The organism is Rhizobium sp. ZPR4 (assembly GCF_040215725.1).
Taxonomy (GTDB): domain Bacteria; phylum Pseudomonadota; class Alphaproteobacteria; order Rhizobiales; family Rhizobiaceae; genus Rhizobium; species Rhizobium rhizogenes_D.
Window position 1 is genome coordinate 3,181,771 of sequence record NZ_CP157967.1, and the last position, 22,486, is coordinate 3,204,256.

Below are 22,486 nucleotides of genomic sequence, written 5' to 3' on the forward strand. Positions count from 1 at the left end.
TAGCCGATGTGGGCCGCAATTGGCGCGGCGATGTGGCAAAGCTATGACGGATCATTTCCATCTGGCAAGAGCGCGGGCCTCCTGCATCCTCCAAACAGGCCGAAAAGTCTCCGCAATCCACCAGCCGAAACCGTTACCTCAGTTTCCGCATGGAGGTTTCCAGCGCCTCGAAGATGCGAGGATCGGTCGACTGCGCGACATTGAACCGCATGAAACGTCCGGCCGTATCCGAGAGGCTGAAAACATTGCCCGGCGCAAGGACGATGCCCTCGGCAAGGCAGGCACGCGCGACATCGGCGGCATCGAGCCCTTCCGGCAGCCTGCACCAGAGAAACATACCAGCCCGGGGCTTCAACCAAGGCACGATACCGATCGCTTCCAGCCGCGTCGACACGTCCGCCATGGTCTTGGCGAGCCTTACACGCAAGGCCTCGACATGCTTGCGATAGCTGCCATCCTTCAGCGCGAGATAGACGAGCTCGGCCGACAATTGCCCGCAACTGAAGCTGCTCGCGACCTTGAGATCGACTAACCCATCGATCCAACCCCGCCGCGCTGCGATGAAGCCGCAGCGCACCGAGGCCGAAAGCGTCTTCGAAAAGCTGCCGATATGGATCACCCGGTCGAGCCCGTCATAGGCGGCAAGCCGCGGTGCCGGAACATCCTCGAAGTCGGCAAAGATATCGTCCTCGATGATCGTCAGCCCGGCAGCATCCGCCAGCTTCAGCAGCCGGTGTGCCGTCACGGGCGAAAGCGTCGCTCCCGTCGGATTGTGAATGGCGGAATTGGTGATGTAGAGCCGCGGCTTGTGCCGTTCGAGAATCTGTCCGAACAGTTCGACATCCGGCCCCGTAGGCGTGAAGGGCACGGAGACGACATTGGCACGATGCGCCCGCAAGAGCGCATGAAAATTGAAATAGCAGGGATCGTCCACCAGCACGGTATCGCCGGGTTCGAGCAGGAAACGGCAGAGAAGGTCGATCGCCTGGGTGCCGGATTCCGTCAGCAGGATCTGGTCCGGCGGCACCGTGATGCCATGCTCGCCGAGACGCCGGGCGAGCAGCTGCCGCAGCAGCGGCAGGCCGAGCGGCGTCCCGTAATTGGCGAGCGCTCCCATATCGCCTCTTGCCAGCGTCCGCATTGCCCGCCGCAACGCCGCCTGCGGCAGCCAGGAGGGTGGAAGCCAGCCGCAGCCGGGCTTCAGGACATCATCCCCTACCTCGAGCGATTGTCTGGAAATCCAGAGCGGATCGACGTTGCGATCCGATTTCGCTCCGGTCTCGGACAGCGAAAGCGGCGGCAGCGGGCCGCAGACATAGAATCCGGCGCCCGGCCGCGAGCGGATCGTGCCCTCGGCGGCGAGCCGCTCATAAGCCTCGACCACGGTGGAAACAGACACCTGCATCGTCTTTGCGAAGCTGCGCACAGAAGGAAGCCGCGCACCCGGTATCAAGCTGCGGGCGGCAATACGGTCGGAAATCGCCGCCATCACTCCCTCGATGCGCGTGCCGCCGACTGCGCTTGCCACCAACAGGTCATCCACCCGTACTGCCCCTTATACCATAACAGTTTCTATAAATTGTACTGCACCGTCTCTGGCTTGGCCAGACAAATACGTCGATACCGCGAAGACCAAGAAGGAGCATGCGTGATGGACAAGACGACAACAGGATGGATTTACGGTTTGACGGGAGTGGTGATCTTCAGTGGCTCGCTGCCGGCGACGCGGGTGGCCGTGATGGATTTCGACCCTGTGTTCCTGACCGTTGCCCGAGCCGCGATCGCCGGCCTCCTGGGTCTTGGCCTGCTGCTTGCCTTTCGTGAAAAGCGCCCGACTCGCGGCGATATCACCTCACTCGCCATCGTCGCCCTCGGCTGCGTCGTCGGCTTTCCGCTCTTGACAGCATTGGCGCTCAAGCATGTCACCTCCGCCCACTCCATCGTCTTCATCGGCCTGCTGCCCTTAGCGACCGCCATCTTCGGCGTGCTGCGCGGCGGCGAGCGGCCGCGCCCGGCCTTCTGGATATTCTCCGTCCTCGGCAGTGCGCTCGTGTGCAGCTATGCGCTTGCGCAGGGCGTGTCGGCCTCGCCGGTCGGCGATCTCCTGATGCTTGCAGCCGTGATCGTCTGCGGCCTCGGCTATGCCGAGGGCGCGGTGCTCTCGCGCCGGCTCGGCGGCTGGCAGGTTATCTGCTGGGCTCTCGTCCTGTCGCTGCCGGTTATGATCGCGCTCTGCTTCATGACCATGCCGCACAACATCGACGGCATCGGCGGCCCTGCCTGGCTCGGCCTCATCTATGTCTCGCTCTTCAGCATGCTGATCGGCTTCGTCTTCTGGTATCGCGGGCTCGCCCAGGGTGGCATCGCAGCCGTCGGCCAGCTGCAATTCCTCCAGCCCTTCTTCGGCTTCGCGCTCGCCGCTGCCCTTCTCAAGGAAAGCGTCAGCTGGTCCATGCTCGTGGTGACGCTTGCTGTCGTCGCCTGCGTCGCCGGGGCACGAAAATTCGCCCATTGAGACCCTCGCCCCGACGAAAAGACCACTGCTTGATCTTCTAAACCGATCAGTCTATAAATAACCGATTGGTTTAGAAGGAACATGTCATGCCGACCCCTCTCATCCCGCCTTTCACCCGCGAAACCGCAATCGCCAAAGTCCGCATGGCCGAAGACGGCTGGAACAGTCGCGATCCGGAACGCGTTTCCAAGGTCTACACAGAAGACAGCCAGTGGCGAAATCGCGCCGAATTCCCGCGCGGCCGCAAGGAGATCGTCGAATTCCTGACGCGCAAATGGGCAAAGGAACTGGACTACCGGCTGATCAAGGAACTCTGGACCTTCGAAGGCAATCGCATCGCCGTGCGCTTTGCCTATGAATGGCACGACGACAGCGGTCATTGGTTCCGCTCCTATGGCAACGAGAATTGGGAATTCGATGCCGAGGGCCTGATGCAGCGCCGCTTCGCCTCCATCAACGACATGCCTATCAGGCAGGAAGACCGGAAATTCCATTGGCCGCTCGGCCGCCGGCCGGACGATCATCCCAGCCTTTCCGACCTCGGCCTTTGAGATGGTGCGTACCGTCTTCGAAAAATCCGACGCCATCGCCCTTGTTGCCGAAGTCTTTCGCGAGCTCGGCTATGAGGGCGCATCGATGAGCGAGATCACCGCACGCACGAAACTGTCGAAAGGCAGCCTCTATCACTTCTTTCCGGGCGGCAAGGAAGATATGGCGGCGGAGATCATGGCCAATATCGATGCCTGGTTCATCAAGGAAATGTTCGAGCCGCTCGAAGAGCAGGAACCACGCGCCGCTATTGCCCGCATGTGGGAGACGACGGACAGCTATTTCCGCTCCGGCCGCCGCGTTTGCCTGATCGGCGCCTTCGCGCTCGATGAAACGCGCGACCGCTTTTCCGCCGCCATCCGCGGCTATTTCCATCGCTGGATCGAAGCGCTTGCCGGGGCTCTGCAAAAAATCGACCTGCCCGGCACGGAGGCGAAGGCGCTCGCCGAAGAGACCATCGTCGGCATCCAGGGCGCATTGACGCTTGCGAGAGCCCTCGGAGACGAGGCGATTTTCGGCAGAACCCTGAAACGGCTGGAACAGAGAATGGACTCAGCGCTTCAATAGGCGGTGCGATCGGCGCGAATCACCGTCTGCCACCGCGTTCAGCGCCTGGCAGAAATGGCGGACTGGCAGGCTAGGCACGTCAAACCCGTTGAAAACTGCGACGCTGCCCTTAAGAATTGGGGATGAACCGCAGATAAGACCATGATCTTAAACAATCCTCCACAAATGCGTGGCAATGTTAACCATGTTTGATTTGCAACTATCCAGGCTCCTATGCTCAGCAGGCAACAGGAGCGCCGAGGAGACGGATAGAAGATGCTGCAACAGGTAAACGACACCGACGATGCGCTGATCGACCAACTGCAACGTTCGGCGTTCGACTATTTCATGCTCCACACCAATCCGGAAAACGGGCTGGTGGCGGATACGTCCATCAAGACGAGCCACTGCAGCATCGCCGCGGTCGGCTTCGCGCTTTCGAGCTATCCGGTCGCCGTCGAGCGTGGATGGATCAGCCGCGCCGATGCGGCCAAACGGGTGCTGGCCGCTCTCGATTTCTTCGCCAACAGCGATCAGGGCACCGAGCGTGGCGCCACCGGCCATCGCGGCTTCTACTATCATTTCCTCTACATGGAGACGGGCAACCGCGCCTGGAACAGCGAGCTTTCGACCATCGATACCGGTCTTCTGCTGATCGGTGTACTGACGGCGGCCGCTTATTTTACCGGAAACAACCAGGTCGAGCGCGACCTTCGCAAGCAGGCGAAATTCCTTTACGAACGCTGCGACTGGCATTGGGCGCTGAACAAGGGCCAGACGATCAGCATGGGCTGGAAGCCGGCCAGCGGTTTCCTGCGCTGGCGCTATCAGGGCTATGACGAGGCGATTTTCCTCTATGTGCTGGCGCTCGGCTCGCCCACGCATCCCATTCCGCCATCGAGCTACGACGCCTTTGCGTCGACCTATACCTGGATGATGTTCAAGGACACGCCCTTCCTCTATGCAGGGCCGCTGTTCATCCACCTCTTCTCGCATGCCTGGATCGATTTTCGCGGCATCCGCGACAAGCATGTGGCCGACAAGGATACCGATTACTTCCGCAATACCCAGACGGCGATATCAGTGCAGCGCGATTATACCGATCGCAATCCCGGCCATTTCGCCGGCTATGCGAAGGACATATGGGGGCTTTCGGCCTGCGACGGTCCGAACCCCACAGGCACCAAGCATAGCCTGCGCTATGCGCCGAAAGTTTTCGGCTATGCCGCCCGCGGCGCCCCGCTCGGCCCGGATGATGGAACCATCGCGCCCTGGGGACCGCTGTCCTGCCTACCTTTCGACCGCCAGGCCGCACTCGACGGCACGCGGGCGCTGCTTTCAACCTATCCCAACCTGCTGCTCGACGGCCGCTTCCCCGGCGGCTTCAATCCGAGTGTCAAGGGCGCCGGCCCGGAAGGCTGGGTGGACGACCGTTCGGTCGCGCTTGACCAGGGCCTGCTGGTCATGATGATCGAAAACGCCCGCACCGGCATGATCTGGAATCTGATGCGGCAATCGCCGATCCTCCGCACCGGCCTCGAACGCGCCGGCTTCACCGGCGGCTGGCTGAACGAAAAGCCTGCGGTCGCTTGATTTTTTGATCGTGGGTAGCCGTCAGGCATTCTCGTTAACGTAGCGACTATCTGCCTGGCCCCTCACCCTAACCCTCTCCCCGTGAGCGGGGCGAGGGGACGAACGAGTCAAACCGCTACCCTCTTCGCCCATCGACACATTGCTTTGCGCGATAACTCCCTCGCCCCGCTCGCGGGGAGAGGGCTGGGGTGAGGGGCCGTGCACCGGATCACGACAAAGCCACACTCACCCGTCCATCATCTTGAGCGACCTTCAAAGCTTCTCTATCGCCGCTATCACTTCATCCTCGACGGTGATCCCCTCCGCCAATGCAAGACGCCGCGAACTCTGACCGCGTCGGCCCGGCAGGCGGGCATTGGGATCGCGGGTGATCTCACCCGCCAGCAAAGCCAGCCGCTGCGCCGTATCGGCCGCGCTCGTGGCCGCCGGATTGATCGCGATGATCGTATGGCCGAGCGCGGGTGGCGCACCCTTGTCGTCGAAGAGCGAGGAGGCCTCGAAGGCATAATTGGCGCCGGTCAGGCCGGCCGCCAGAATTTCAACCATGAGAGCGAGTGCCGCCCCCTTGGCATCGCCGGCTGGAACCATTGTGCCGGCAAGCGCCTCTTCGGCGTCGGTGGTCGGCTTTCCCCCGCGATCGAAAGCCCAGTCGGCGGGGATCGAGGCGCCCTGCTGCCGCGCGGCCATCACCTTGCCGCGCGCCACCTTCGACAGCGCCAGATCGATCACGATCGGATCGTCCCCCGGAAGCGGTGCGGCAAAGGCGATCGGGTTGGTGCCGAAGACCGGCGTCTTGCCGCCCCAGGGTGCCATGGATGCCGGCGCATTGGCGACCATCAGCGCCACCAGTCCCTGATCGGCAAACCGCTCCACTGTCAGGCCCATGACGCCGGCATGGTGCGATCGGCTGATGGCGGCAAGCGCAATCCCCTGCTCGCGGGCAATCGTGGGAAGCTCGGCAACGGCAAGATCGAGCGCGGGATAGGCGTAGCCATTGCCGGCATCGATGCGCAGCACAGCTGGAAAGGGTCGGCTCATCTGTGGCGTGGCAAAACCATCGGTCTTGCCGACCCTGGCCTGGCCAGCATAGGCAGGGACGCGGCGCAGACCATGGCCACCCTGCCCGGCAGCCTCCGCCGCGACGAGCGCGACAGCCACGGCACGAGCGTTCTCAACGCTCACCTTGTTTCGCTGCAACGCCCCCACAACAAGCGTTTCGGCTTCGGCGAGCGACAGATGCATGACAGGAGACCTTGAAAAATGAGGCGGATAAAGACTTTCTACGCCCTCATCCGCCCCATCGCAATGCAGCAAAAACTCTGTCTCATTGTTCCTTTACGCATCCCGGGCGGAAAACCGCTGCGCACTTTTCCTGGAAATGCTCCTGCTATGCGACGTCGAACTTGACGCCCTGGGCCAGAGGCAGCGTACGGCCGTAATTGATCGTATTGGTCGCCCGACGCATATAGGCCTTCCAGGCATCGGAGCCGGACTCGCGCCCGCCACCCGTTTCCTTCTCGCCGCCGAATGCGCCGCCGATCTCGGCGCCGGAGGGACCGAGATTGACATTGGCGATACCGCAATCCGAACCGCGCGCCGACACGAAAGTCTCCGCTTCCCGCATGTCGTTAGTAAAGATCGACGACGACAGGCCCTGCGGCACGGCGTTATGCAGCGCCAAAACCTTGTCGAAATCGCTGTACTTCATGACATAGAGGATCGGCGCGAAGGTTTCCTGCTCGACCGGGCCGGTCTGTTCGGGCATTTCGACCAGAGCCGGACGGACGTAAAAGGCGTCGGCAGAAGCGTTTTCGACACGCTCGCCGCCAGTCACCGTGCCGCCGGCCGCCCTCGCTGCGGCAAGTGCCGACTGCATGCGGTCGAAGGCCTGCTTGTCGATCAGCGGGCCGACGAGGGTTCCTGCTTCAAGCGGGTTGCCGATCGTCACCGAACCATAGGCCTTCTGCAGGCGCGGAACGAGCTGATCGTAGACGCTGTCATGGACGAAGAGACGACGCAGCGTCGTGCAGCGCTGGCCGGCCGTGCCCATCGCGGAGAAGGCAACGCCGCGGAGCGTCAGGTCGAGATCGGCCGTCGGGCAGACGATCGCGGCGTTATTGCCGCCAAGCTCGAGGATGGCACGGGCGAACCGACCGGCAAGACGCGGGCCGACCGCGCGGCCCATGGCCGTCGAGCCGGTCGCCGAGACCAGCGGCACTTGGCGATGATCGACCAGCAGCTCGCCGAGATCACGGCTACCGATCAACAGCGTCGAGAGATTGGCTGGCGCCTCGCCGCCCATGGCGACGTAGCGCTTCAGCGCCCTTTCGAACAGGGCCTGCACGGCAAGCGCCGTCAACGGCGTCTTTTCCGATGGCTTCCAGATGGTGGAATTGCCGCAGACGATGGCAAGCGCCGCATTCCACGACCAGACGGCAACCGGGAAATTGAAGGCGGAGATGATGCCGATCGCCCCAAGCGGATGCCAGCTTTCCATCATCCGATGCTCGGAGCGTTCGGTCGCGATTGTCAGGCCGTAAAGCTGGCGCGAGAGGCCAACGGCAAAATCGCAGATATCGATCATCTCCTGCACCTCGCCGAGACCTTCGGAGGTGATCTTGCCGACTTCGACGGAAACGAGACGGCCGAGAGCCGCCTTGCCGGCTCGCAGCTCCTCGCCAAGCAGGCGGATCAGCTCGCCGCGCTTCGGCGCCGGCACATTGCGCCAGGATAGAAACGCCTCATGCGCCGCCGCGATCGCACCCTTCGCCTCGTCAGCCGAATGCTCCCTGAGCCGGCCGATCTCGGCGCCGGTGACCGGAGAGGTAACGGCCAGTGTTCCGCCGGTATAGCGATCAGCCGATACGCCAAGCTCCGTCAATATTGCCTTGGTTTCGGCAGCAAGATCTGATGTCGCGGTCATCTTGTTTCCTCTTCCCGTAATGGTGGTTCGTTGATTGCTCTGTCTATTGTCTCGCAATTCCGGACGGAAAACTGCTGCGCACTTTTCCTGGAATTGCTTCAGACCCGGGCACCGACGAAATGCGCAGCCTGGGCGCCCGCCTCGTACCACATTTCCTTTGCTGCCCTGAAGCTCGGCTCGACGATGTCGGTCACCGGCAGCGGCAGATCGGCCTCGGAAATCTGCCCGAGAATATGGCCGGCAAGCACCTTGCCGAACACGGTGCCCGGCGCAATGCCGCGACCGTTATAGCCGGAGAAACCGACGACATTCTGGGCGAGCTTGTGGAAGCGCGGCAGGGCATTGTCGGTCATGCCGATCTTGCCGTACCATTCGCATTCGAAGGGGATGTCGCCAAGCTGCGGAAAGAGCTTCTTGATCGACCGCCGCGCCCAGCTCTTGTGGATGGCAAGGCCCGTATTGCGCAGAGCGCCGACGCTGCCGAAGACCAACCGGCCCGCTTGATCCATGCGGAAGGACGAGAGCACTTCCTTGGTATCCCAAGCGCCCTCACGCCCCGGCAGCACGGATTTGCGCAGGTTGTCGCCGAGCGGCACAGTGGCGAAATTAAAATAGGGCAGATGTACCTGCTCATTCCTGATCGCCTCCCAGGGACCGGTGCTGTAGGCATCCGTGGCCACCACGATCCAGTCGGCATTGACCTTGCCACCGCCGGTCGAAACCACCCATTTCGCGCCGCTTCTTTCCGTAGAGATCACGTGGCTGCCGGTATGGATTGTAACGCCTGCCTTCACCACGGCATGGGCAAGGCCGCGGGCATAGGCAAGCGGCTGCAGCGTGCCAGCACGCATGTCGAGCAGTGCCCCCGCATAAGCCGAGCTGCCGATGCGACGTTCCGTCTCCCGCGCGTCGAGCACTGTGACCGGCGCGCCGCGCTTGCTCCACTGGCGGGCACGCTCCTCGATTTCCTTCAATCCCTCCGGCCCGACGGCGCAATGCAGCGTACCGTTGCGCTCGAGCTCGCAGGCGATGCCGTGCTTGTCGATCAGCTCCATGACCAGCTTCGGCCCGTTGCCGAGCAGCTCGAGCAGGCGCTCCCCATGAACGGAGCCGAGTTCGCCGGGAAGATCGTCCGGCATCACCCACATGCCGGCATTGATGAGGCCGACATTGCGCCCGGCACCGCCAAAGCCGATTTCATTGGCCTCCAGCAACACGACATTCGTGCCGGCTTCCGCCAGATGCAGCGCCGTCGAAAGACCGGTATAGCCACCACCGACCACCACGACATCGGCAGATATCTCGCCAGAAAGCGGCTTCGTTGCCGGCGGCAAGGGGGCGGTCTTTTCCCAGAGACCATGGGAGCGTGGGTCATTCAGCATGAAATCGGTCCAATCGACAGAGATAATCGCGCCAATCTAGCGCTGTGCGCGAAGTTGCGGAAGCGGCAAGAGCGACATCCGATGGACATAGCATGATGCCGAAAAATCATCCGCTCTGGAGAAAAACTTGCATGGCGACGGCGCTTTCGACCATTATAGAGAAAAAGCCGATCGCCATCGCGGTCGCAGGCAAAAGCAGGACACCCTCATGAAGCCCATTTTCGTTCAGCTCCAATGCTCCCCCGGCAAGACCTACGAGGTCGCCGATGCGATCTACCAGACGGAGCTGGTGTCGGAGCTGTATTCCACCAGCGGCGACTACGATCTGCTGATGAAGGTCTACATCGCCGAGGAGCAGGATATCGGCAAGTTCATCAACGACCACATCGCCAATATCCCGGGTATCATCCGCTCGCTGACGACGCTGACCTTCCGAGCGTTTTAAGAGGTCCGGACCTCGGGTCTGAACACACCATCTCATTCGAAATTGCCCTAACCCCAACCCTCTCCCCGTTTTGACGGGGAGAGGGTTGGGGTTAGGGGCCAGGCACAAAAGTGACGGCCAGACAAAACCGCCCGGCATCAACCATACTCGCACGGCAAGCCCAATTCTCCCGGTGAAACGCCCCTACATTAACCCTCTTGCCCGAAACCGCTTGGCTTTCAGCCCACGATTAAATCCTTTTTAACCGACCCAGTGATCTGCTTTGCCGACTGATCAACGGGCGGCGCGCTGCAGCGCCGGATTGCCGACGCGCGGTGCGGCATAGGGATCGAAGGTGGATCGATGACATCGGCTGTTGCGGATAATCAGGCAAACAAGCAGACCGGGCCGCTGATCGTGCATGTCGTGCGCCAGTTCCTGCCGAACAAGGGCGGCTTGGAAGACGTCGTTGCCAATCTCTGCCGTCAGCTGGTCGCCCGCGGCTATCGCGTGCGTGTCGTCACTTGCAACAGCCTGTTTTCCGATCCAGGTCGCGAACTCGCGGAGCACGAAACCATCGACGGCATCGAGATCGTGCGCATTCCCTGGTCCGGCTCCAGCCGCTATCCGCTGGCACCAAAAGTCTTCCGCCATCTGGCCGATGCCGACCTCGTTCATGTCCACGCCGTCGATTTCTTCTTCGATGCGCTGGCCTGGGGCAAGCTGATGCACGGGCGGCCGATGGTCGCCACCACCCATGGCGGCTTCTTCCACACGCAGAAATATGCCGCCATCAAGAAGGTCTGGTTCAACACGGCAACGCGGCTTTCCGCACTCGGCTATGCCTCTCTCATCTGTTGCAGCCAGTCCGACGCGCGGCTCTTTGGGCAGATTGCCGAAAGCCGCGTCCATCTGATCGAAAACGGCGCTGACGTCGGCAAGTTTTCCAATTGCGCGGCCTTGGAAGCCCGCCGCCGCGTCGTCACCATCGGCCGCTTCTCGGTCAACAAACGGCTCGACCATCTGCTCGATGCCATGAAAGTGCTGGCGGCCCGCCATGCCGACTGGCATCTCGACATTATCGGTGCCGCATCGGATCTCGACCGGCCGATGCTGGAAAAGGAAATCGCGGCGCGCGGCCTGGAGCACAATGTTGCGCTGCATGTGTCGATCGACGATGGCTCGATCCGCAACATCATCGCCCGCGCCTCGCTCTTCGCCTCGGCCTCGGAATATGAAGGCTTCGGCCTGGTGGCGATCGAAGCCATGAGTGCCGGCCTGCTGCCGGTGCTGAACGCCAACGAAGCCTATAAGGCGATGGCTGAAACCCATCCTGCCCTGATGCTTTCGGATTTTTCCGATCCGGAAGCCGCCGCCGATACGCTAACCGCAGCCTTCGAGCGCCTTCTTGCCGACGACATGAGCCTGCGGCAGGAACTGCTGCGCGATGCCCGCGCCTATGCCTGGGACGAAGTGGCCCAGCGCTACATGGAAGTCTATGCCGAGACGCTGACGCCGAAGGGCAAGTCGCCTCAGCTTCTGCGCCAGCGCGGCCAGGTGGCATAGCCTTCCAGAATACCTATCAGCCAAGCGCGCTTGTAGCGGGCCGCATCGAGGTTGAAACGCGCCAGCGCCGCAAGCCAGCCAGCGACGGGGCGAAACAGCCGGTAACCGACATAATACAAGGGAAACGCCTGCTTGCGCATCAGCGCGCCGAAGCCGCGTCCATATTTGCGCGCCCGCTCCACCTGCCGCGGCCCGTATTCGCTGGTGACCTGATCGTGATGGACGGTGAGCTCGGGAAAGAACATCGCTCGACGGTCGGCCGCAAGCGCCCGCAGCAGGAAATCCGCCTCTTCGCCGCTCTGGAACGGCGACTCCGACCCGACGCCGAGATCCTCGTCAAAGCCACCGATATCGGCCAAAGCCGCGCGGCGCACGAAGATGCCATTCGAGTTGCCGCACTTCAGATAGTTCCAGCGTGTCAGCGCAAGCCGCGCCTCGCCCGTCGGGCTCACGGAAGCGAGACCTTCGGCATCGAGCGTGCGGCCGGTGACAATCGCCAGCTCCGGATGGGCTGAAAACAGTGTTGCCGCCGTCGAAAGCGTATCGGCCTCGTACCAGCAGTCGTCGTCGGGAAAGCAGACATAATCGCCTTCGGCAACCGCCATGCCGTTGTTGCGTGCCCGCGAAAGCCCCTTCGGCGAGCGGATGTGGCGAATGAGGAAGGACGAGGAAAAGCTGTCGATCAGCGCGCGCAGGCGGTCGTCGACGTTCTGATCGACGACGATCACTTCGAAATCCCGGTGACGTTGCCCGGCCAGCGAACGGAAAAGCCGCTCCAGCTGGTCGAACCGATCGACGGTGCAGACGATGAGGCTGAACACTAAAACCCTCCGCACAAGCCCCGAGGCAGCCAATATCAGAGAGAAAGAATATTAGCCGAAGTAAAAAATGAACTTAGCGCAGCATTAAACCCTAAATATTAAGGCATATGAAATAGAGCTGACGCTATCCCCACGAAGAGCCGGACATGTGCAAGTGCAATAGGTTCCGGCAATTTGAGGAACGGTCAGTCTTCATGACGAAGAGCATAATGGCAAATTCGGTTCTGAATGCAGCGGCGGGATTGACCCTGCTTGCGACCGGCTTTGCATGTTCGATCATCGCGGCGCGCCTGCTTGGCCCGGAGGCCAACGGCATCATCGCCTTTTCCCTGTGGCTAACGACGACGGGCGCGCTGATCGCCGAGCTTGGCGCCGGCGTCACCCTGCTGCGCATTCTGCCCCAGCTGAAGGGGAACGGCTATTCTACTGAAGAACGATTGGGCTTTGCCGCTTATCTTCTGCAGCCGACGATCCTCGCAACCGGGATTCTGCTTCTCGGCTATGCCGCCTATTATTGGGATACGGAGCGATTGCATTGGGCCGGCGATGCGTCCGCAGTCGTTGCCATAACAGGCGTGTTCTTCGTTCTTCAGTCGCTCGGTGCCTACAGCAAGAACTATCTGATCGGCGAGCAGCAAGTCGGAGCGTTCCTGCGCATCACGGTGATAAGTTCGGCGCTGCAGCTCGTCACCGTCCTCTTCGGCGCGATTTTCTTCGGCGTCAGCGGTGCGCTTGCCGGCTACGCGATCGGCCAGCTGCCGATGTTCATCGCGACGCTCAGGATTGCAATCGCCCGCAAGAACAGCTGCGGCGTCGGCCTTTCAGCTCTGATCAGTTCATCGCTCATTCTCTCGATCGAGCTCATCAACAGTTCCGTCTTCCTCAACCGCATCGAGCTTTTGTTCCTGCAGCGTTACTGGGGGATCGAAGCCGTCGGCTTTTACGCCGTCGGCCTGTCGCTCGCCAACCTGGCTCTGCAGCTGCCGGTACAATTGAGCGGCAGCCTCCTGCCCTATTATTCCGAACAGATGCACGCGCGGGAATCGGACAAGCTGCCGGTCGAGGTCTTTGCCGGTGTGGCGCGCAGCATTGCCTATATCACCCTGCCGATGAGCTTCGGCCTGGCAGCCATCTCGCCGGAGCTTGTCGTGACGATCTTCGGCCCGGCCTTTGCGCCGAGCGGCGGCATGGTGGCGCTCCTGTCCCTGACTGCCGTACCCTATGTCTTCATGCAGATCTGCACGCAGTATCTCTATTCGCTCGATCGCGTGCGCGAACGCACCGTCATTGGCGTCGTCGCCAGCGTCATCATGGTCATCGGCTGCGTCATCGCCGTACCCTTTTACGGAGGCGAGGGTGCGGCGCTGGTCCGCCTGCTCGCCTTTGTCGCCTTGTGCCTGATGACGGTACGCCGCATGGAATTCGAAGGATCGACGCGCGGCATGCTCATCAACCTTGCAAAAGTCACGGTTGCTGCCATTCTGTGTGCGGTTGCAGCCTATGGTTTCGTTCAGGCACTGACCGGTGTCGCAGGTCTCATAGGCGCCATCATCGCCGGCGCGCTGGCCTATGGCATTGCGCTCAGAATGCTGAAAGCCGTTCCAGCCGAAGATATCGAGGTCATGCAGAAGATCGCGACGCGATTGCCTGCACGTATCAATCCGATTGCCACTCAGGCTCTGGCCCTATTGGCCCCACGCCGAATGTGAGGAGACTAAGCATGGCTGGTTGGGGAGCCGCCGAAGAAAAAGACAAAGGAAGGCGGCTAAGATCGGCAGCGACCCCGGTAACCTTCGCCGGAACGGTCGGCCTGTTTACATCGGCCATGGCACCTTCACGCGGCACCGCCGTCCTGTTTCTCAGCCCCTGGGGCTTCGAGGAAATGTGCGTGCGCAAGTTCTGGCGGATTCTGGCGGAAGATCTCGCCGATATCGGCGTCGCCAGCCTTCGCTTCGATTATGCCGGCACCGGCGATGCTCTCGACCTGACCGATGAAGGCAAAGGTCTGGAGCCGTGGCATGAAACCGCTCTCGCGGCAGCCGCAAAGCTGAAGAAGCTTTCCGGCTGCGAACGGTTGATCCTCGTCAGCCAGGGCCTCGGCGGGACCATCGCCGCCACGCTCGCCGAACGGCTTGCCGGCATTGACGGCATCGCCTTTCTCGCGCCCGTCATCTCCGGCCGCGCCTACCTGCGCGAGCTGACCGTCTGGTCCAAGATGATCGACGAGGGCATGGGGCTTGCCGAAGCGCAGCGTCAGACCGACGGTGTCACCGTCGCGAGCCTGCGCATGCCTGATAGCGCCGCCGATGCGGTCAGGAAGCTGAACCTCATGACGCTTGACCGACTGGGCACGCCGAATTGCCTGGTGCTGACGCGTCCCGGCCGCCCGGGGGACGACGATTTCGCGCGTCACCTCGAAACGCTCAGCCCCCAGGTCATGCAGGCTTCCTACGACGGTTATGACGATCTCGTCTCGAACCCAACCATCGCCACCATGCCGACGGCGGCTGGCCGGACAATAGTCGAATGGGCGCAGTCGGTTGCCGCCGAAACCGGTGAAATCGCATCGGCCGATCTTACCCCGCCGGTCGATGAACCCCTTATCGGTGATGGCTTTCGCGAGACGCCGCTGCGCTTCGGAGCAGGGAACCGTCTGTTCGGCATTCTCTGCGAGCCGCAGGGTGCCCGCACGGGCGCAACCGCGCTTCTCCTGACGACAGCCTATGACAGACATGCCGGCTGGGGCCGGATGTCGGTCGGCATGGCGCGCGCGCTTGCCCGCGATGGCATTGCGTCACTGCGCTTCGATACGGCCAATGTCGGCGACAGTCCGCCGCTTTCCGGCGCGCCCGAGCAGGTGCTCTATTCCCGCGAACAGCATCTGGATGTCGAAGAGGCGCTGGATCTTCTGGAGAAACAGGACCTGCTGCCAGCCTATGTGGTGGGACGTTGCAGCGGCGGCTATCTGGCCTTCCAGGCGGCGATACGCGACGCTCGTTGCAATGGTCTTATCACGGTCAATCCCTACAGCTTCCATTGGGATGAGAGCCGATCGGTCGATGAAGCCCTGCGCTTCGCTCCGCGCTCGCTGGAAACCTATGGGCGCAAGCTCCTGCAAATGGAAACGCTGAAGCGGCTTTTCGGTGGCCAGATCGATGCGAAAAGCGCCCTATGCAACATGGTGACCGGGCTTGGCCGGCGCGCAGTGCGAGCAAGCCGCCAGCTGCTCAGCGCCTTTCCTTTCTTCGCCGCGGCGCAGGGACCTGTGCTGGGCGGTTTCCGCACGCTTGCCAAGCGTGGTGTCGACATGTCCCTGATTTACAGCGCCCATGATATCGGGCTCGATCATCTGCATGACCAGTTCGGAGAGAACGGCGCCGGCCTGAAGCATTTTCCGGACATACGCCTCACCATCATTCCCGAAGCCGACCACAATCTGACCCCGCCCTATGCGCGCAAGGTCTATCTGCGGGAGGTCAGGGAGATGGGCCTAAGGCTCGCCAATCGATGATGCCCTGGCTGGAAAACCGCCGGAAATGTTCGCCATATCCGACACTTGCTGTATAGTCGCTGCATGAGGCTCCTGATCGTCGAAGACAACCGCGAACTGGCGTCCTGGCTCGGCAAGGCGCTGCGTCAGGCGCAATATGTCGTCGACATCGCCTATGACGGCGAAGATGCCGAACACATGCTGAAAGTGGCGGCCTACGCCATCGTCATCCTCGATCTGTCGCTGCCGAAAATGGATGGGCTGACGCTGCTGAAACGCCTGCGCCAGAGCGGCAACAAGGTGCCCGTTATCATCCTGACCGCCAATGCCAGCCTCGATGGTCGGGTCGCCGGCCTCGACAGCGGCGCCGACGATTATCTGGCAAAACCCTTCGAGATTGCCGAATTGGAAGCCCGCATCCGCGCGGCCGTCCGTCGCGGCCACGACCGCGCCGCCCCCGAGATCGCCGTCGGCGACCTGGTATTCGATGGCGGCACTAGACAATTCTATCTGGCCGGCGAATCCCTGGCGCTGACGCCGCGGGAGCACGCCGTACTCGAACATCTGGTCATGAAGGCCGGCACCACCGTCACCAAGGCGACGCTCTCGGAAAGCGTCTTCGGCTTTGACGATCTCGCCGACACCAGCGCCATCGAAATCTATGTGCATCGCGTCCGCAAGAAGCTCGAAGGCAGCACCGTGCAGATCGCGACGCTGCGCGGCCTCGGCTACCTCCTCCGCCATGCACAATGATGAGGCTTCACCATCCAAGGGAATCCTGAGCCGCGCCGTCGGTGCGGTGACGACGAGCCTGCGTGCGCAACTCTTCGCCTGGGTCGTGCTGACCCTGATCGGCGCGATCTGCATCAACCTTTATCTGAGCTTCCGTTCGGCCGACGCGACGGCCAATCTCGTCACCGATCACACCTTGCTTGCCTCGGCACGCGTGATCGCCGAGGCCGTGCGTGTCGATGCCAGCGGCACGGTGCAGATCGACATTCCGCCTGCAGCTTTGGAGATGTTCGATACCGGCTATGGCGACCGCGTCTTCTACCAGGTCGTGACTGCCTGGGGCAACCTCATCGCCGGCTTTCCCGATCTGCCACGGCCGAAGCGAGACCTGACCGGCGAAGACCGGGTCTTTCGGACCGACGGTGTCCGCGTGCTCATGCTCAGCCACCCGGTGGTCGGCCTCGACCAAGACGGCACGATTTCCGTCGCCGTTGCCATCACCCACAATAGCCAATATGCCATGCGCCGCAGGCTGTGGCTTTCCGATTTCACCAAACAGCTCGCGCTTGTCCTGCTTGCCGGCCTAGTGACCATCGTCGGCCTACAGCGCGGCCTCGCTCCGGTGCTGCGCCTACGTGACGCCGTGCGCGAGCGCGGCCGCCAGCGCCTCGATCCGCTGGACCCTCACATGGTGCAGAACGAGCTCCGGCCGCTCGTCCACGCCCTCAACGATCATATGGAGCGGGTACAGAACCAGATGGCGGCGCAACGCCGCTTCGTCTCGAATGCCGCCCACCAGCTGCGCACACCGCTTGCTCTGATCTCGACCCAGGCGAGCTTTGCCGCCCGCGAAACCGACAATATCAGGCGCGACGAGGCGCTGACGGCGTTGCGTTCCAGCACGCGGCAGGTCACGCGGCTTGCCAGTCAGCTCCTGACGCTCTCGCGCGCCGAACCCGGCAGCCGCCGGCCGCGCAACGACACGATCGATCTTGCAGAAACCGCCCGGCGGGTGCTGGAAACGCTGGCCGAGGAAGCCTTGCGCCGCAATATCGATCTCGGGCTGGAGGCCGATGAGACGCCGGTGCATATCGAAGGCGACGGCACCATGCTGCGCGAGATGCTGGTCAACCTCGTCGACAACGCACTCCGCTACACGCAGGCAGGGGGGCGTGTGACGGTCGGCATCGGCCGGGAAGGCGATACGGCTCTGCTATGGGTCGAGGATAACGGACCCGGCATCCCGGAAGCCGAACGCGCACAGGTCTTCGAACGCTTCTATCGCATCATGGGCACCGAGCCGGAAGGCAGCGGCCTCGGCCTTGCCATCGTCCGCGAAGTGGTCGACGGCGCCGGCGGCTCGGTCACGCTTGGCGAGACGGCCGGTGGCGGCCTGCTGGTCAGCGTGCGATTGCCGGCGGTTTGAACGGTGAAGTTAAATCGCAGTCCTTGGTTGTCGAGCGCGGCAACCGCGGAGTAGTCCCCTCTCCCCGCAAGCGGGGAGAGGGGACTACTATGGACACACAACAAAAAGGCCGGGCAAAGATGCCCGGCCCCTGGCCTTGGGAGGTACCAGAAAACCAACGCTTAGTGTGTGTCGAGGCTTTGCTGCGGACGCCAGCGGGTGATGCGGTTCTCGATGAGCGTCATCACGTATTCGGCGCCGAGCGTCACCACCATCACCAGGATGATCGCAGCATAGAGGCCGGCCGCATCGTAGGTGCCCTTGGCGATCGAGATCAGGTAGCCGATACCGGCCAGCGATCCGACGAACTCACCGACAATGGCGCCGATGATGGCGAAGGAGAAGGAGATGTGCAGGCTTGCAAAAATCCAGCTCATTGCCGACGGCAGGATGACATTGCGGGTCACCTGCCAGTTGGAGGCGCCGAGGATGCGGGCATTGGCGATCATGTTGCGGTCGGCTTCGCGAACGCCCTGGAAGGCATTGGCGAACACGACGAAGAACACCATGATGAAGGCAAGCGCCACCTTGGACGGCAGGCCGAGACCCATGATCATCACGAAGATCGGCGCGAGAACGACGCGCGGGATCGAGTTGATCGCCTTGATGTAGATCGACAGGATATCGGAAGCCAGCTTGTTGCGGCCAAGGGCGACGCCGACGAGAACGCCGGTGACCGAACCGATGATGAAGCCGATCAGCGCTTCTTCCATGGTGACGCCGAGATGATACCAGAGCGAACCGCTTTCCGTGCCGTCGACAACCCATTCCCACAGGCGCAAGGCGATGCCATACGGGCTCGAATAGAAGAACGGGTCGATCCAGTGCAGGTCCGAGGCGAGCTGCCAGAGGCCGATAATGGCGAGCAGAATGCCGATCTGCCAAGCCACCACGACGTATTTGCGGCGAGCGAGCGCCTTCAGGGCCGCGGCTTCGATTTCCGCATCCGAGGTGCCGGCGCGGAAGATCGGGGCGTTGCCTGCTTCGAGAGCTGTGTTTGCCATGATCAATCCTCCCTTATGCCGCTTCCGCGGCACGGCGATAGCTGGTCTCGACCTCTTCACGAAGGTCGTCCCAGATCGTCTTGCAATAATCAATGAAGTTCTGCTCGTAGCGGATCTCGGAGACGACGCGCGGGCGCGGCAGGTCGATCGTGTAGACCGATTTCACCGTCGCCGGACCGGCCGTCAGCACATAGACCTTGTCGGCAAGCGCCACTGCTTCTTCGAGATCGTGCGTCACGAAGACGACGGACGCCTGGCGTTCGGCCCAGAGCTTCAGGAGCTCTTCATGCATGACCGTGCGGGTCTGCACGTCGAGCGCCGAGAAGGGCTCGTCCATCAACAGGATTTCCGGCTCGTTGATGAAGGTCTGCGCCAGCGAGACGCGCTTGCGCATGCCGCCCGAGAGCTGATGCGGATAGTGATGCAGGAACTTCGAAAGGCCGACGCGGGCGAGCCAGTCCTTGGCCATCTTTTCGGCCTCGGCCTTGGACTTGCCGCGAAACAGCGGACCGGCCATGACGTTTTCGATGACGTTCTTCCAGGGAAAGAGCGCATCCGTCTGGAAGGCGAAGCCGACGCGCGGATCAATGCCGTTGACCGGGCCGCCCATCAGGCGGACTTCGCCGGCGCTCGGCTTGGCAAGGCCGGTAACGAGATTGAGCGTCGTCGACTTGCCGCAGCCCGTGGGGCCCACAACGGCGACGAATTCGCCGCGCTCGACCGTCATGTTGAAATCGCGCAGTGCGGTCAACGACTTGCCGGTCGGCGATACGAAACGGCGGCTGACATTGATGAGCTCGATCGCCGGGGTGCGGCGTTCATCCTGTTGCATGGTGCTGATCCTGACGCGTGCCTTCAGGGCGTGCACGCAAAGCCCAGTGAACTGTAAAGTCCCTTGAACTGCCGCTTCCGGAACCTGTCTGAAAACTGGCCGGAAGCGGCGTTATGACTGCTTACTTGACGTTCTTCACGAATTCCGTCGTGTAGGTCTTCGACAGGTCGATCGTCTTGCCCTTGACGTTCTTGGAGAACTGCGAGAGCACGGCGAGCACGGTCTTCGGACCATCTTCCGGCATCACGCCGTCGGCCGTGAACATTTCCTTGCCGGCGTCGAGAGCCTTGATATAGCCGTCCTTGTCGCCGACGTAGAAGTCCTTCGGCATCTTGTCGGCAATTTCAGCGGCAGAATGCGTGTTGATGAAGCGCAGCGTCTTGACGAAAGCGTTCGCAAGCTTCTGCACCTCTTCCTTATGTGCGTCGACCCATGCGGCATCCATATAGAGCGATGCGGCCGGATAGGTACCGCCGAGCGCTGCTTCGGTGCCCTTCAGCGTGCGCAGATCGACGAGGATCTTGGCTTCGCCCGTCTTGAGCAGACGCGAGATCGTCGGCTCGGTGGTCATGCCCACCTGGATGGCGTCCTGCTGCATGGCGGCGATGAAGGTCTGGCCGGCGCCGACCGGAACGGGCGTGATATCGGCCGGAGAGAGACCAGCCTTCGACGCCATGTAGAGCGTCAGGAAGTTGGTCGACGAGCCGAGGCCGGTGACGCCGGCGCGCTTGCCCTTGAGGTCGGCGAACGACTTGATATCGGGATACTTGGCCGAAACCAGCTCGACTTCACCCGGAGCCTGGCTGAACTGCACGACGGACTTGATGAACTTGCCCTTGGCCTGCAGGTCGACACAGTGGTCGTAGAAGCCGACGACGCCCTGAACGGCACCGGCGAGCAGCTGGTTTTCAGCATCGACACCGGCGGATTCGTTGAGAAGCTCGACGTCGAGGCCTTCATCCTTGAAGTAACCGAGGGATTCTGCGAGCTTGGCCGGCAGATAGATCTGCTTTTCGTAGCCGCCCACCATAATGGAAATCTTGTCGGCAGCATTGGCGGCCGTGGCAGCAAAGGAAGCTGCAGTCATGACGAGGGAAAGGGCTACGGTATGAAAAAAGGTGCGCGATGGACGCATCAATGTCTCCTCCTGTTTGAATCGTTGCGTCATTCGACGCTGCAGAAAATATGCTTCCTCCACGAAGCTCAGCAAACCTAGCGTGAGCAACCTTTCAGTCAGCTTTCAGTGCACGATTCCTGTTGGGCGACATTGCAATTTTATTTCATGAGCGCCGGCAGCGCAAATATGGCCGCCGGCGATAGTCTTCTACTTCGGGATGGAACTTAAAGCCCGAAGTGTCCGGTCAGCGCCGGAAACGATACTACAGACTATTTGGTGTTCTTGACGAATTCGGTCGTATAGGTCTTCGACAGGTCGATCGTCTTGCCCTGCACGTTCTTTGAAAACTCGGAGAGAACGGCAAGAACGGTTTTCGGACCATCTTCGGGCATGACGCCATCGGGGGTGAACATGGCCTTGCCGTTTTCGAGCGCCTTCACATAGCCGTCCTTATCACCGACATAGAAGTCTTTCGGCATCTTGTCGGCGATCTCGGCGGCCGAGTGGGTATTGATGAAATGCAGCGTCTTGACGAAGGCATTCGCAAGCTTCTGCACCTCCTCCTTGTGATCCTTGACCCACGACTCTTGCATGTAGAGGGACGCAGCCGGATAGGTTCCACCGAGCACAGCCCTCGTTCCGTCCATCGTGCGCATGTCGATGAGAACCTTGGCTTCCCCCGTTTTCAAGAGACGCGAGACCGTCGGCTCCGTCGTCATGCCGGCCTGGATGGCATCCTGTTGCATGGCGGCAATGAAAGTCTGACCGGCACCGACCGGCACGGAGGTGAATTCCCCGAGCTTCAGGCCGGCCTTGACGGCCAGATATTGCGTCAGGAAGTTGGTCGAAGATCCGAGGCCGGTGACGCCGAGGCTCTTGCCCTTGAAATCGGCTGGTGACTTGATTTCCGGATGCTTGGCCGACACCAACTCGACCTCGCCGGGCGCCTGGCTGAACTGCACGACGGATTCGACGAACTTGCCCTTGCCCTGAAGATCGATGCAATGGTCATAGAATCCGACGACACCCTGGACGGCACCTGCGAGCATTTCGTTCTCGGCATCGACGCCGGCGGGCTCATTGAGAAGCTCGACGTTCAGACCCTCGTCTTTGAAATAGCCGAGCCCTTCGGCAAGCTTGGCCGGCAGATAGATCTGCTTTTCGTAACCGCCCACCATGATGGAAATCTTGTCGGCCGCCCGTGCCGCCGTTGCCGCAAAACCGGCGGCGGCTACCGCAATGGAAAAAGCCGCGGAATATCTGAGAATGCTGGATGCACGCATGAAGTCCTCCTCTCCATTTGTGTACCGGCGTCGATTGACAACGCACGGTACGCGCTTCCTCCTGAAGCGAGAGAGACATGCACGCCCAACCTTTCATTGAGCTGAAAGCAACTCGTTGCCTGTTGGCAGTTCGTTTCGGGACGGTCGTTGCCGCTGACACCCGATCAACGAGAACCGGCTCGCCGTACAACGGGAAGCATCACTGCATCTTGGTATTTCCCGTATGACGACTATTTTAGATTGA

The 22,486-nt window shown here is 61.7% G+C and carries 19 protein-coding genes; 10 read left to right on the plus strand and 9 right to left on the minus strand.

What is annotated here, in order from left to right:
• Positions 1-133: 133 nt before the first annotated feature.
• Positions 134-1,489, minus strand: coding sequence for a PLP-dependent aminotransferase family protein (locus tag ABOK31_RS15440; protein WP_349958964.1), 1,356 nt, complete (start codon positions 1,487-1,489; stop codon positions 134-136).
• Between the two features lie 162 nt (positions 1,490-1,651).
• Here ABOK31_RS15440 and ABOK31_RS15445 point away from each other — a divergent pair, with 162 nt between their 5' ends.
• From ABOK31_RS15445 to ABOK31_RS15460, 4 genes are all read left to right on the plus strand, one after another.
• Positions 1,652-2,515 (plus strand): DMT family transporter, encoded by an 864-nt coding sequence (locus tag ABOK31_RS15445; protein WP_349956590.1) that lies wholly within the window; start codon positions 1,652-1,654, stop codon positions 2,513-2,515.
• 86 nt (positions 2,516-2,601) lie between these two features.
• Complete coding sequence (locus tag ABOK31_RS15450; RefSeq protein WP_349956591.1) at positions 2,602-3,066, plus strand: nuclear transport factor 2 family protein; 465 nt, start codon at positions 2,602-2,604, stop codon at positions 3,064-3,066.
• Between the two features lies 1 nt (position 3,067).
• On the plus strand, positions 3,068-3,631 hold the full coding sequence (locus ABOK31_RS15455) for a TetR/AcrR family transcriptional regulator (RefSeq protein ID WP_349956592.1): 564 nt from the start codon (positions 3,068-3,070) through the stop codon (positions 3,629-3,631).
• Positions 3,632-3,886: 255 nt separating this feature from the next.
• Entirely contained in the window at positions 3,887-5,203 is a 1,317-nt protein-coding gene (locus ABOK31_RS15460; RefSeq protein ID WP_349956593.1) for a glucoamylase family protein, read from the plus strand.
• 252 nt (positions 5,204-5,455) lie between these two features.
• Here the strand turns inward: ABOK31_RS15460 and ABOK31_RS15465 are convergent, their stop codons facing one another.
• The 3 genes from ABOK31_RS15465 to ABOK31_RS15475 form a co-directional block, all read right to left on the minus strand.
• Entirely contained in the window at positions 5,456-6,445 is a 990-nt protein-coding gene (locus ABOK31_RS15465; protein WP_349956594.1) for an Ldh family oxidoreductase, read from the minus strand.
• Positions 6,446-6,590: 145 nt separating this feature from the next.
• On the minus strand, positions 6,591-8,126 hold the full coding sequence (locus ABOK31_RS15470; RefSeq protein ID WP_349956595.1) for an aldehyde dehydrogenase family protein: 1,536 nt from the start codon (positions 8,124-8,126) through the stop codon (positions 6,591-6,593).
• Between the two features lie 98 nt (positions 8,127-8,224).
• The gene (locus tag ABOK31_RS15475; protein ID WP_174178236.1) at positions 8,225-9,508 is read right to left on the minus strand and encodes an FAD-binding oxidoreductase; all 1,284 of its coding nucleotides are present in this window, start codon (positions 9,506-9,508) and stop codon (positions 8,225-8,227) included.
• A gap of 208 nt (positions 9,509-9,716) precedes the next feature.
• Here ABOK31_RS15475 and ABOK31_RS15480 point away from each other — a divergent pair, with 208 nt between their 5' ends.
• Both ABOK31_RS15480 and ABOK31_RS15485 read left to right on the plus strand, forming a co-directional pair.
• Positions 9,717-9,953: an Lrp/AsnC ligand binding domain-containing protein gene (locus tag ABOK31_RS15480; RefSeq protein WP_047630985.1), complete on the plus strand. Its 237-nt coding sequence runs from the start codon at positions 9,717-9,719 to the stop codon at positions 9,951-9,953.
• A 342-nt stretch (positions 9,954-10,295) separates the two neighbouring features.
• Positions 10,296-11,498, plus strand: coding sequence for a glycosyltransferase family 4 protein (locus tag ABOK31_RS15485; protein WP_174178238.1), 1,203 nt, complete (start codon positions 10,296-10,298; stop codon positions 11,496-11,498).
• Here ABOK31_RS15485 and ABOK31_RS15490 read toward each other — a convergent pair.
• A complete protein-coding gene (locus ABOK31_RS15490) occupies positions 11,465-12,319 on the minus strand; it encodes a glycosyltransferase family A protein (RefSeq protein ID WP_349956596.1) in 855 nt (284 codons plus the stop codon). The two genes, ABOK31_RS15485 and ABOK31_RS15490, sit on opposite strands and share 34 nt — an antisense overlap.
• Before the next feature lie 209 nt (positions 12,320-12,528).
• Here ABOK31_RS15490 and ABOK31_RS15495 point away from each other — a divergent pair, with 209 nt between their 5' ends.
• From ABOK31_RS15495 to ABOK31_RS15510, 4 genes are all read left to right on the plus strand, one after another.
• Positions 12,529-14,028 (plus strand): polysaccharide biosynthesis C-terminal domain-containing protein, encoded by a 1,500-nt coding sequence (locus tag ABOK31_RS15495; protein ID WP_349956597.1) that lies wholly within the window; start codon positions 12,529-12,531, stop codon positions 14,026-14,028.
• A gap of 11 nt (positions 14,029-14,039) precedes the next feature.
• A complete protein-coding gene (locus ABOK31_RS15500; protein WP_349956598.1) occupies positions 14,040-15,830 on the plus strand; it encodes an alpha/beta fold hydrolase in 1,791 nt (596 codons plus the stop codon).
• Positions 15,831-15,893: 63 nt separating this feature from the next.
• Positions 15,894-16,562, plus strand: a complete 669-nt coding sequence (locus ABOK31_RS15505; protein ID WP_075853561.1) for a response regulator — start codon at positions 15,894-15,896, stop codon at positions 16,560-16,562.
• Positions 16,552-17,967, plus strand: coding sequence for a sensor histidine kinase (locus tag ABOK31_RS15510; protein WP_349956599.1), 1,416 nt, complete (start codon positions 16,552-16,554; stop codon positions 17,965-17,967). The genes ABOK31_RS15505 and ABOK31_RS15510 overlap by 11 nt, the downstream gene beginning before the upstream one ends.
• Before the next feature lie 161 nt (positions 17,968-18,128).
• On the opposite strand, the gene ABOK31_RS15515 is transcribed toward ABOK31_RS15510, so the two are convergent.
• The 4 genes from ABOK31_RS15515 to ABOK31_RS15530 all read right to left on the minus strand — a co-directional run bounded on the left by ABOK31_RS15515 (position 18,129) and on the right by ABOK31_RS15530 (position 22,242).
• Positions 18,129-19,010 carry an ABC transporter permease gene (locus tag ABOK31_RS15515; RefSeq protein ID WP_174178247.1) on the minus strand — a complete coding sequence of 294 codons (882 nt, stop codon included), beginning with the start codon at positions 19,008-19,010 and terminating at the stop codon, positions 18,129-18,131.
• Positions 19,011-19,023: 13 nt separating this feature from the next.
• Positions 19,024-19,842, minus strand: a complete 819-nt coding sequence (locus tag ABOK31_RS15520; RefSeq protein ID WP_113359050.1) for an ABC transporter ATP-binding protein — start codon at positions 19,840-19,842, stop codon at positions 19,024-19,026.
• Between the two features lie 121 nt (positions 19,843-19,963).
• Complete coding sequence (locus ABOK31_RS15525) at positions 19,964-20,977, minus strand: ABC transporter substrate-binding protein (protein WP_174178249.1); 1,014 nt, start codon at positions 20,975-20,977, stop codon at positions 19,964-19,966.
• A gap of 251 nt (positions 20,978-21,228) precedes the next feature.
• Complete coding sequence (locus ABOK31_RS15530; protein ID WP_349956600.1) at positions 21,229-22,242, minus strand: ABC transporter substrate-binding protein; 1,014 nt, start codon at positions 22,240-22,242, stop codon at positions 21,229-21,231.
• Positions 22,243-22,486: the final 244 nt, after the last annotated feature.

Coding starts and splice junctions, on each gene's coding strand:
- ABOK31_RS15440 (WP_349958964.1), bottom strand. CDS start 1,489: ATGGCGGCGATTTCCGACCGTATTGCCGCCCGCAGCTTGATACCGGGT.
- ABOK31_RS15445 (WP_349956590.1), top strand. CDS start 1,652: ATGGACAAGACGACAACAGGATGGATTTACGGTTTGACGGGAGTGGTG.
- ABOK31_RS15450 (WP_349956591.1), top strand. CDS start 2,602: ATGCCGACCCCTCTCATCCCGCCTTTCACCCGCGAAACCGCAATCGCC.
- ABOK31_RS15455 (WP_349956592.1), top strand. CDS start 3,068: ATGGTGCGTACCGTCTTCGAAAAATCCGACGCCATCGCCCTTGTTGCC.
- ABOK31_RS15460 (WP_349956593.1), top strand. CDS start 3,887: ATGCTGCAACAGGTAAACGACACCGACGATGCGCTGATCGACCAACTG.
- ABOK31_RS15465 (WP_349956594.1), bottom strand. CDS start 6,445: ATGCATCTGTCGCTCGCCGAAGCCGAAACGCTTGTTGTGGGGGCGTTG.
- ABOK31_RS15470 (WP_349956595.1), bottom strand. CDS start 8,126: ATGACCGCGACATCAGATCTTGCTGCCGAAACCAAGGCAATATTGACG.
- ABOK31_RS15475 (WP_174178236.1), bottom strand. CDS start 9,508: ATGCTGAATGACCCACGCTCCCATGGTCTCTGGGAAAAGACCGCCCCC.
- ABOK31_RS15480 (WP_047630985.1), top strand. CDS start 9,717: ATGAAGCCCATTTTCGTTCAGCTCCAATGCTCCCCCGGCAAGACCTAC.
- ABOK31_RS15485 (WP_174178238.1), top strand. CDS start 10,296: ATGACATCGGCTGTTGCGGATAATCAGGCAAACAAGCAGACCGGGCCG.
- ABOK31_RS15495 (WP_349956597.1), top strand. CDS start 12,529: ATGGCAAATTCGGTTCTGAATGCAGCGGCGGGATTGACCCTGCTTGCG.
- ABOK31_RS15500 (WP_349956598.1), top strand. CDS start 14,040: ATGGCTGGTTGGGGAGCCGCCGAAGAAAAAGACAAAGGAAGGCGGCTA.
- ABOK31_RS15505 (WP_075853561.1), top strand. CDS start 15,894: ATGAGGCTCCTGATCGTCGAAGACAACCGCGAACTGGCGTCCTGGCTC.
- ABOK31_RS15510 (WP_349956599.1), top strand. CDS start 16,552: ATGCACAATGATGAGGCTTCACCATCCAAGGGAATCCTGAGCCGCGCC.
- ABOK31_RS15515 (WP_174178247.1), bottom strand. CDS start 19,010: ATGGCAAACACAGCTCTCGAAGCAGGCAACGCCCCGATCTTCCGCGCC.
- ABOK31_RS15520 (WP_113359050.1), bottom strand. CDS start 19,842: ATGCAACAGGATGAACGCCGCACCCCGGCGATCGAGCTCATCAATGTC.
- ABOK31_RS15525 (WP_174178249.1), bottom strand. CDS start 20,977: ATGCGTCCATCGCGCACCTTTTTTCATACCGTAGCCCTTTCCCTCGTC.
- ABOK31_RS15530 (WP_349956600.1), bottom strand. CDS start 22,242: ATGCGTGCATCCAGCATTCTCAGATATTCCGCGGCTTTTTCCATTGCG.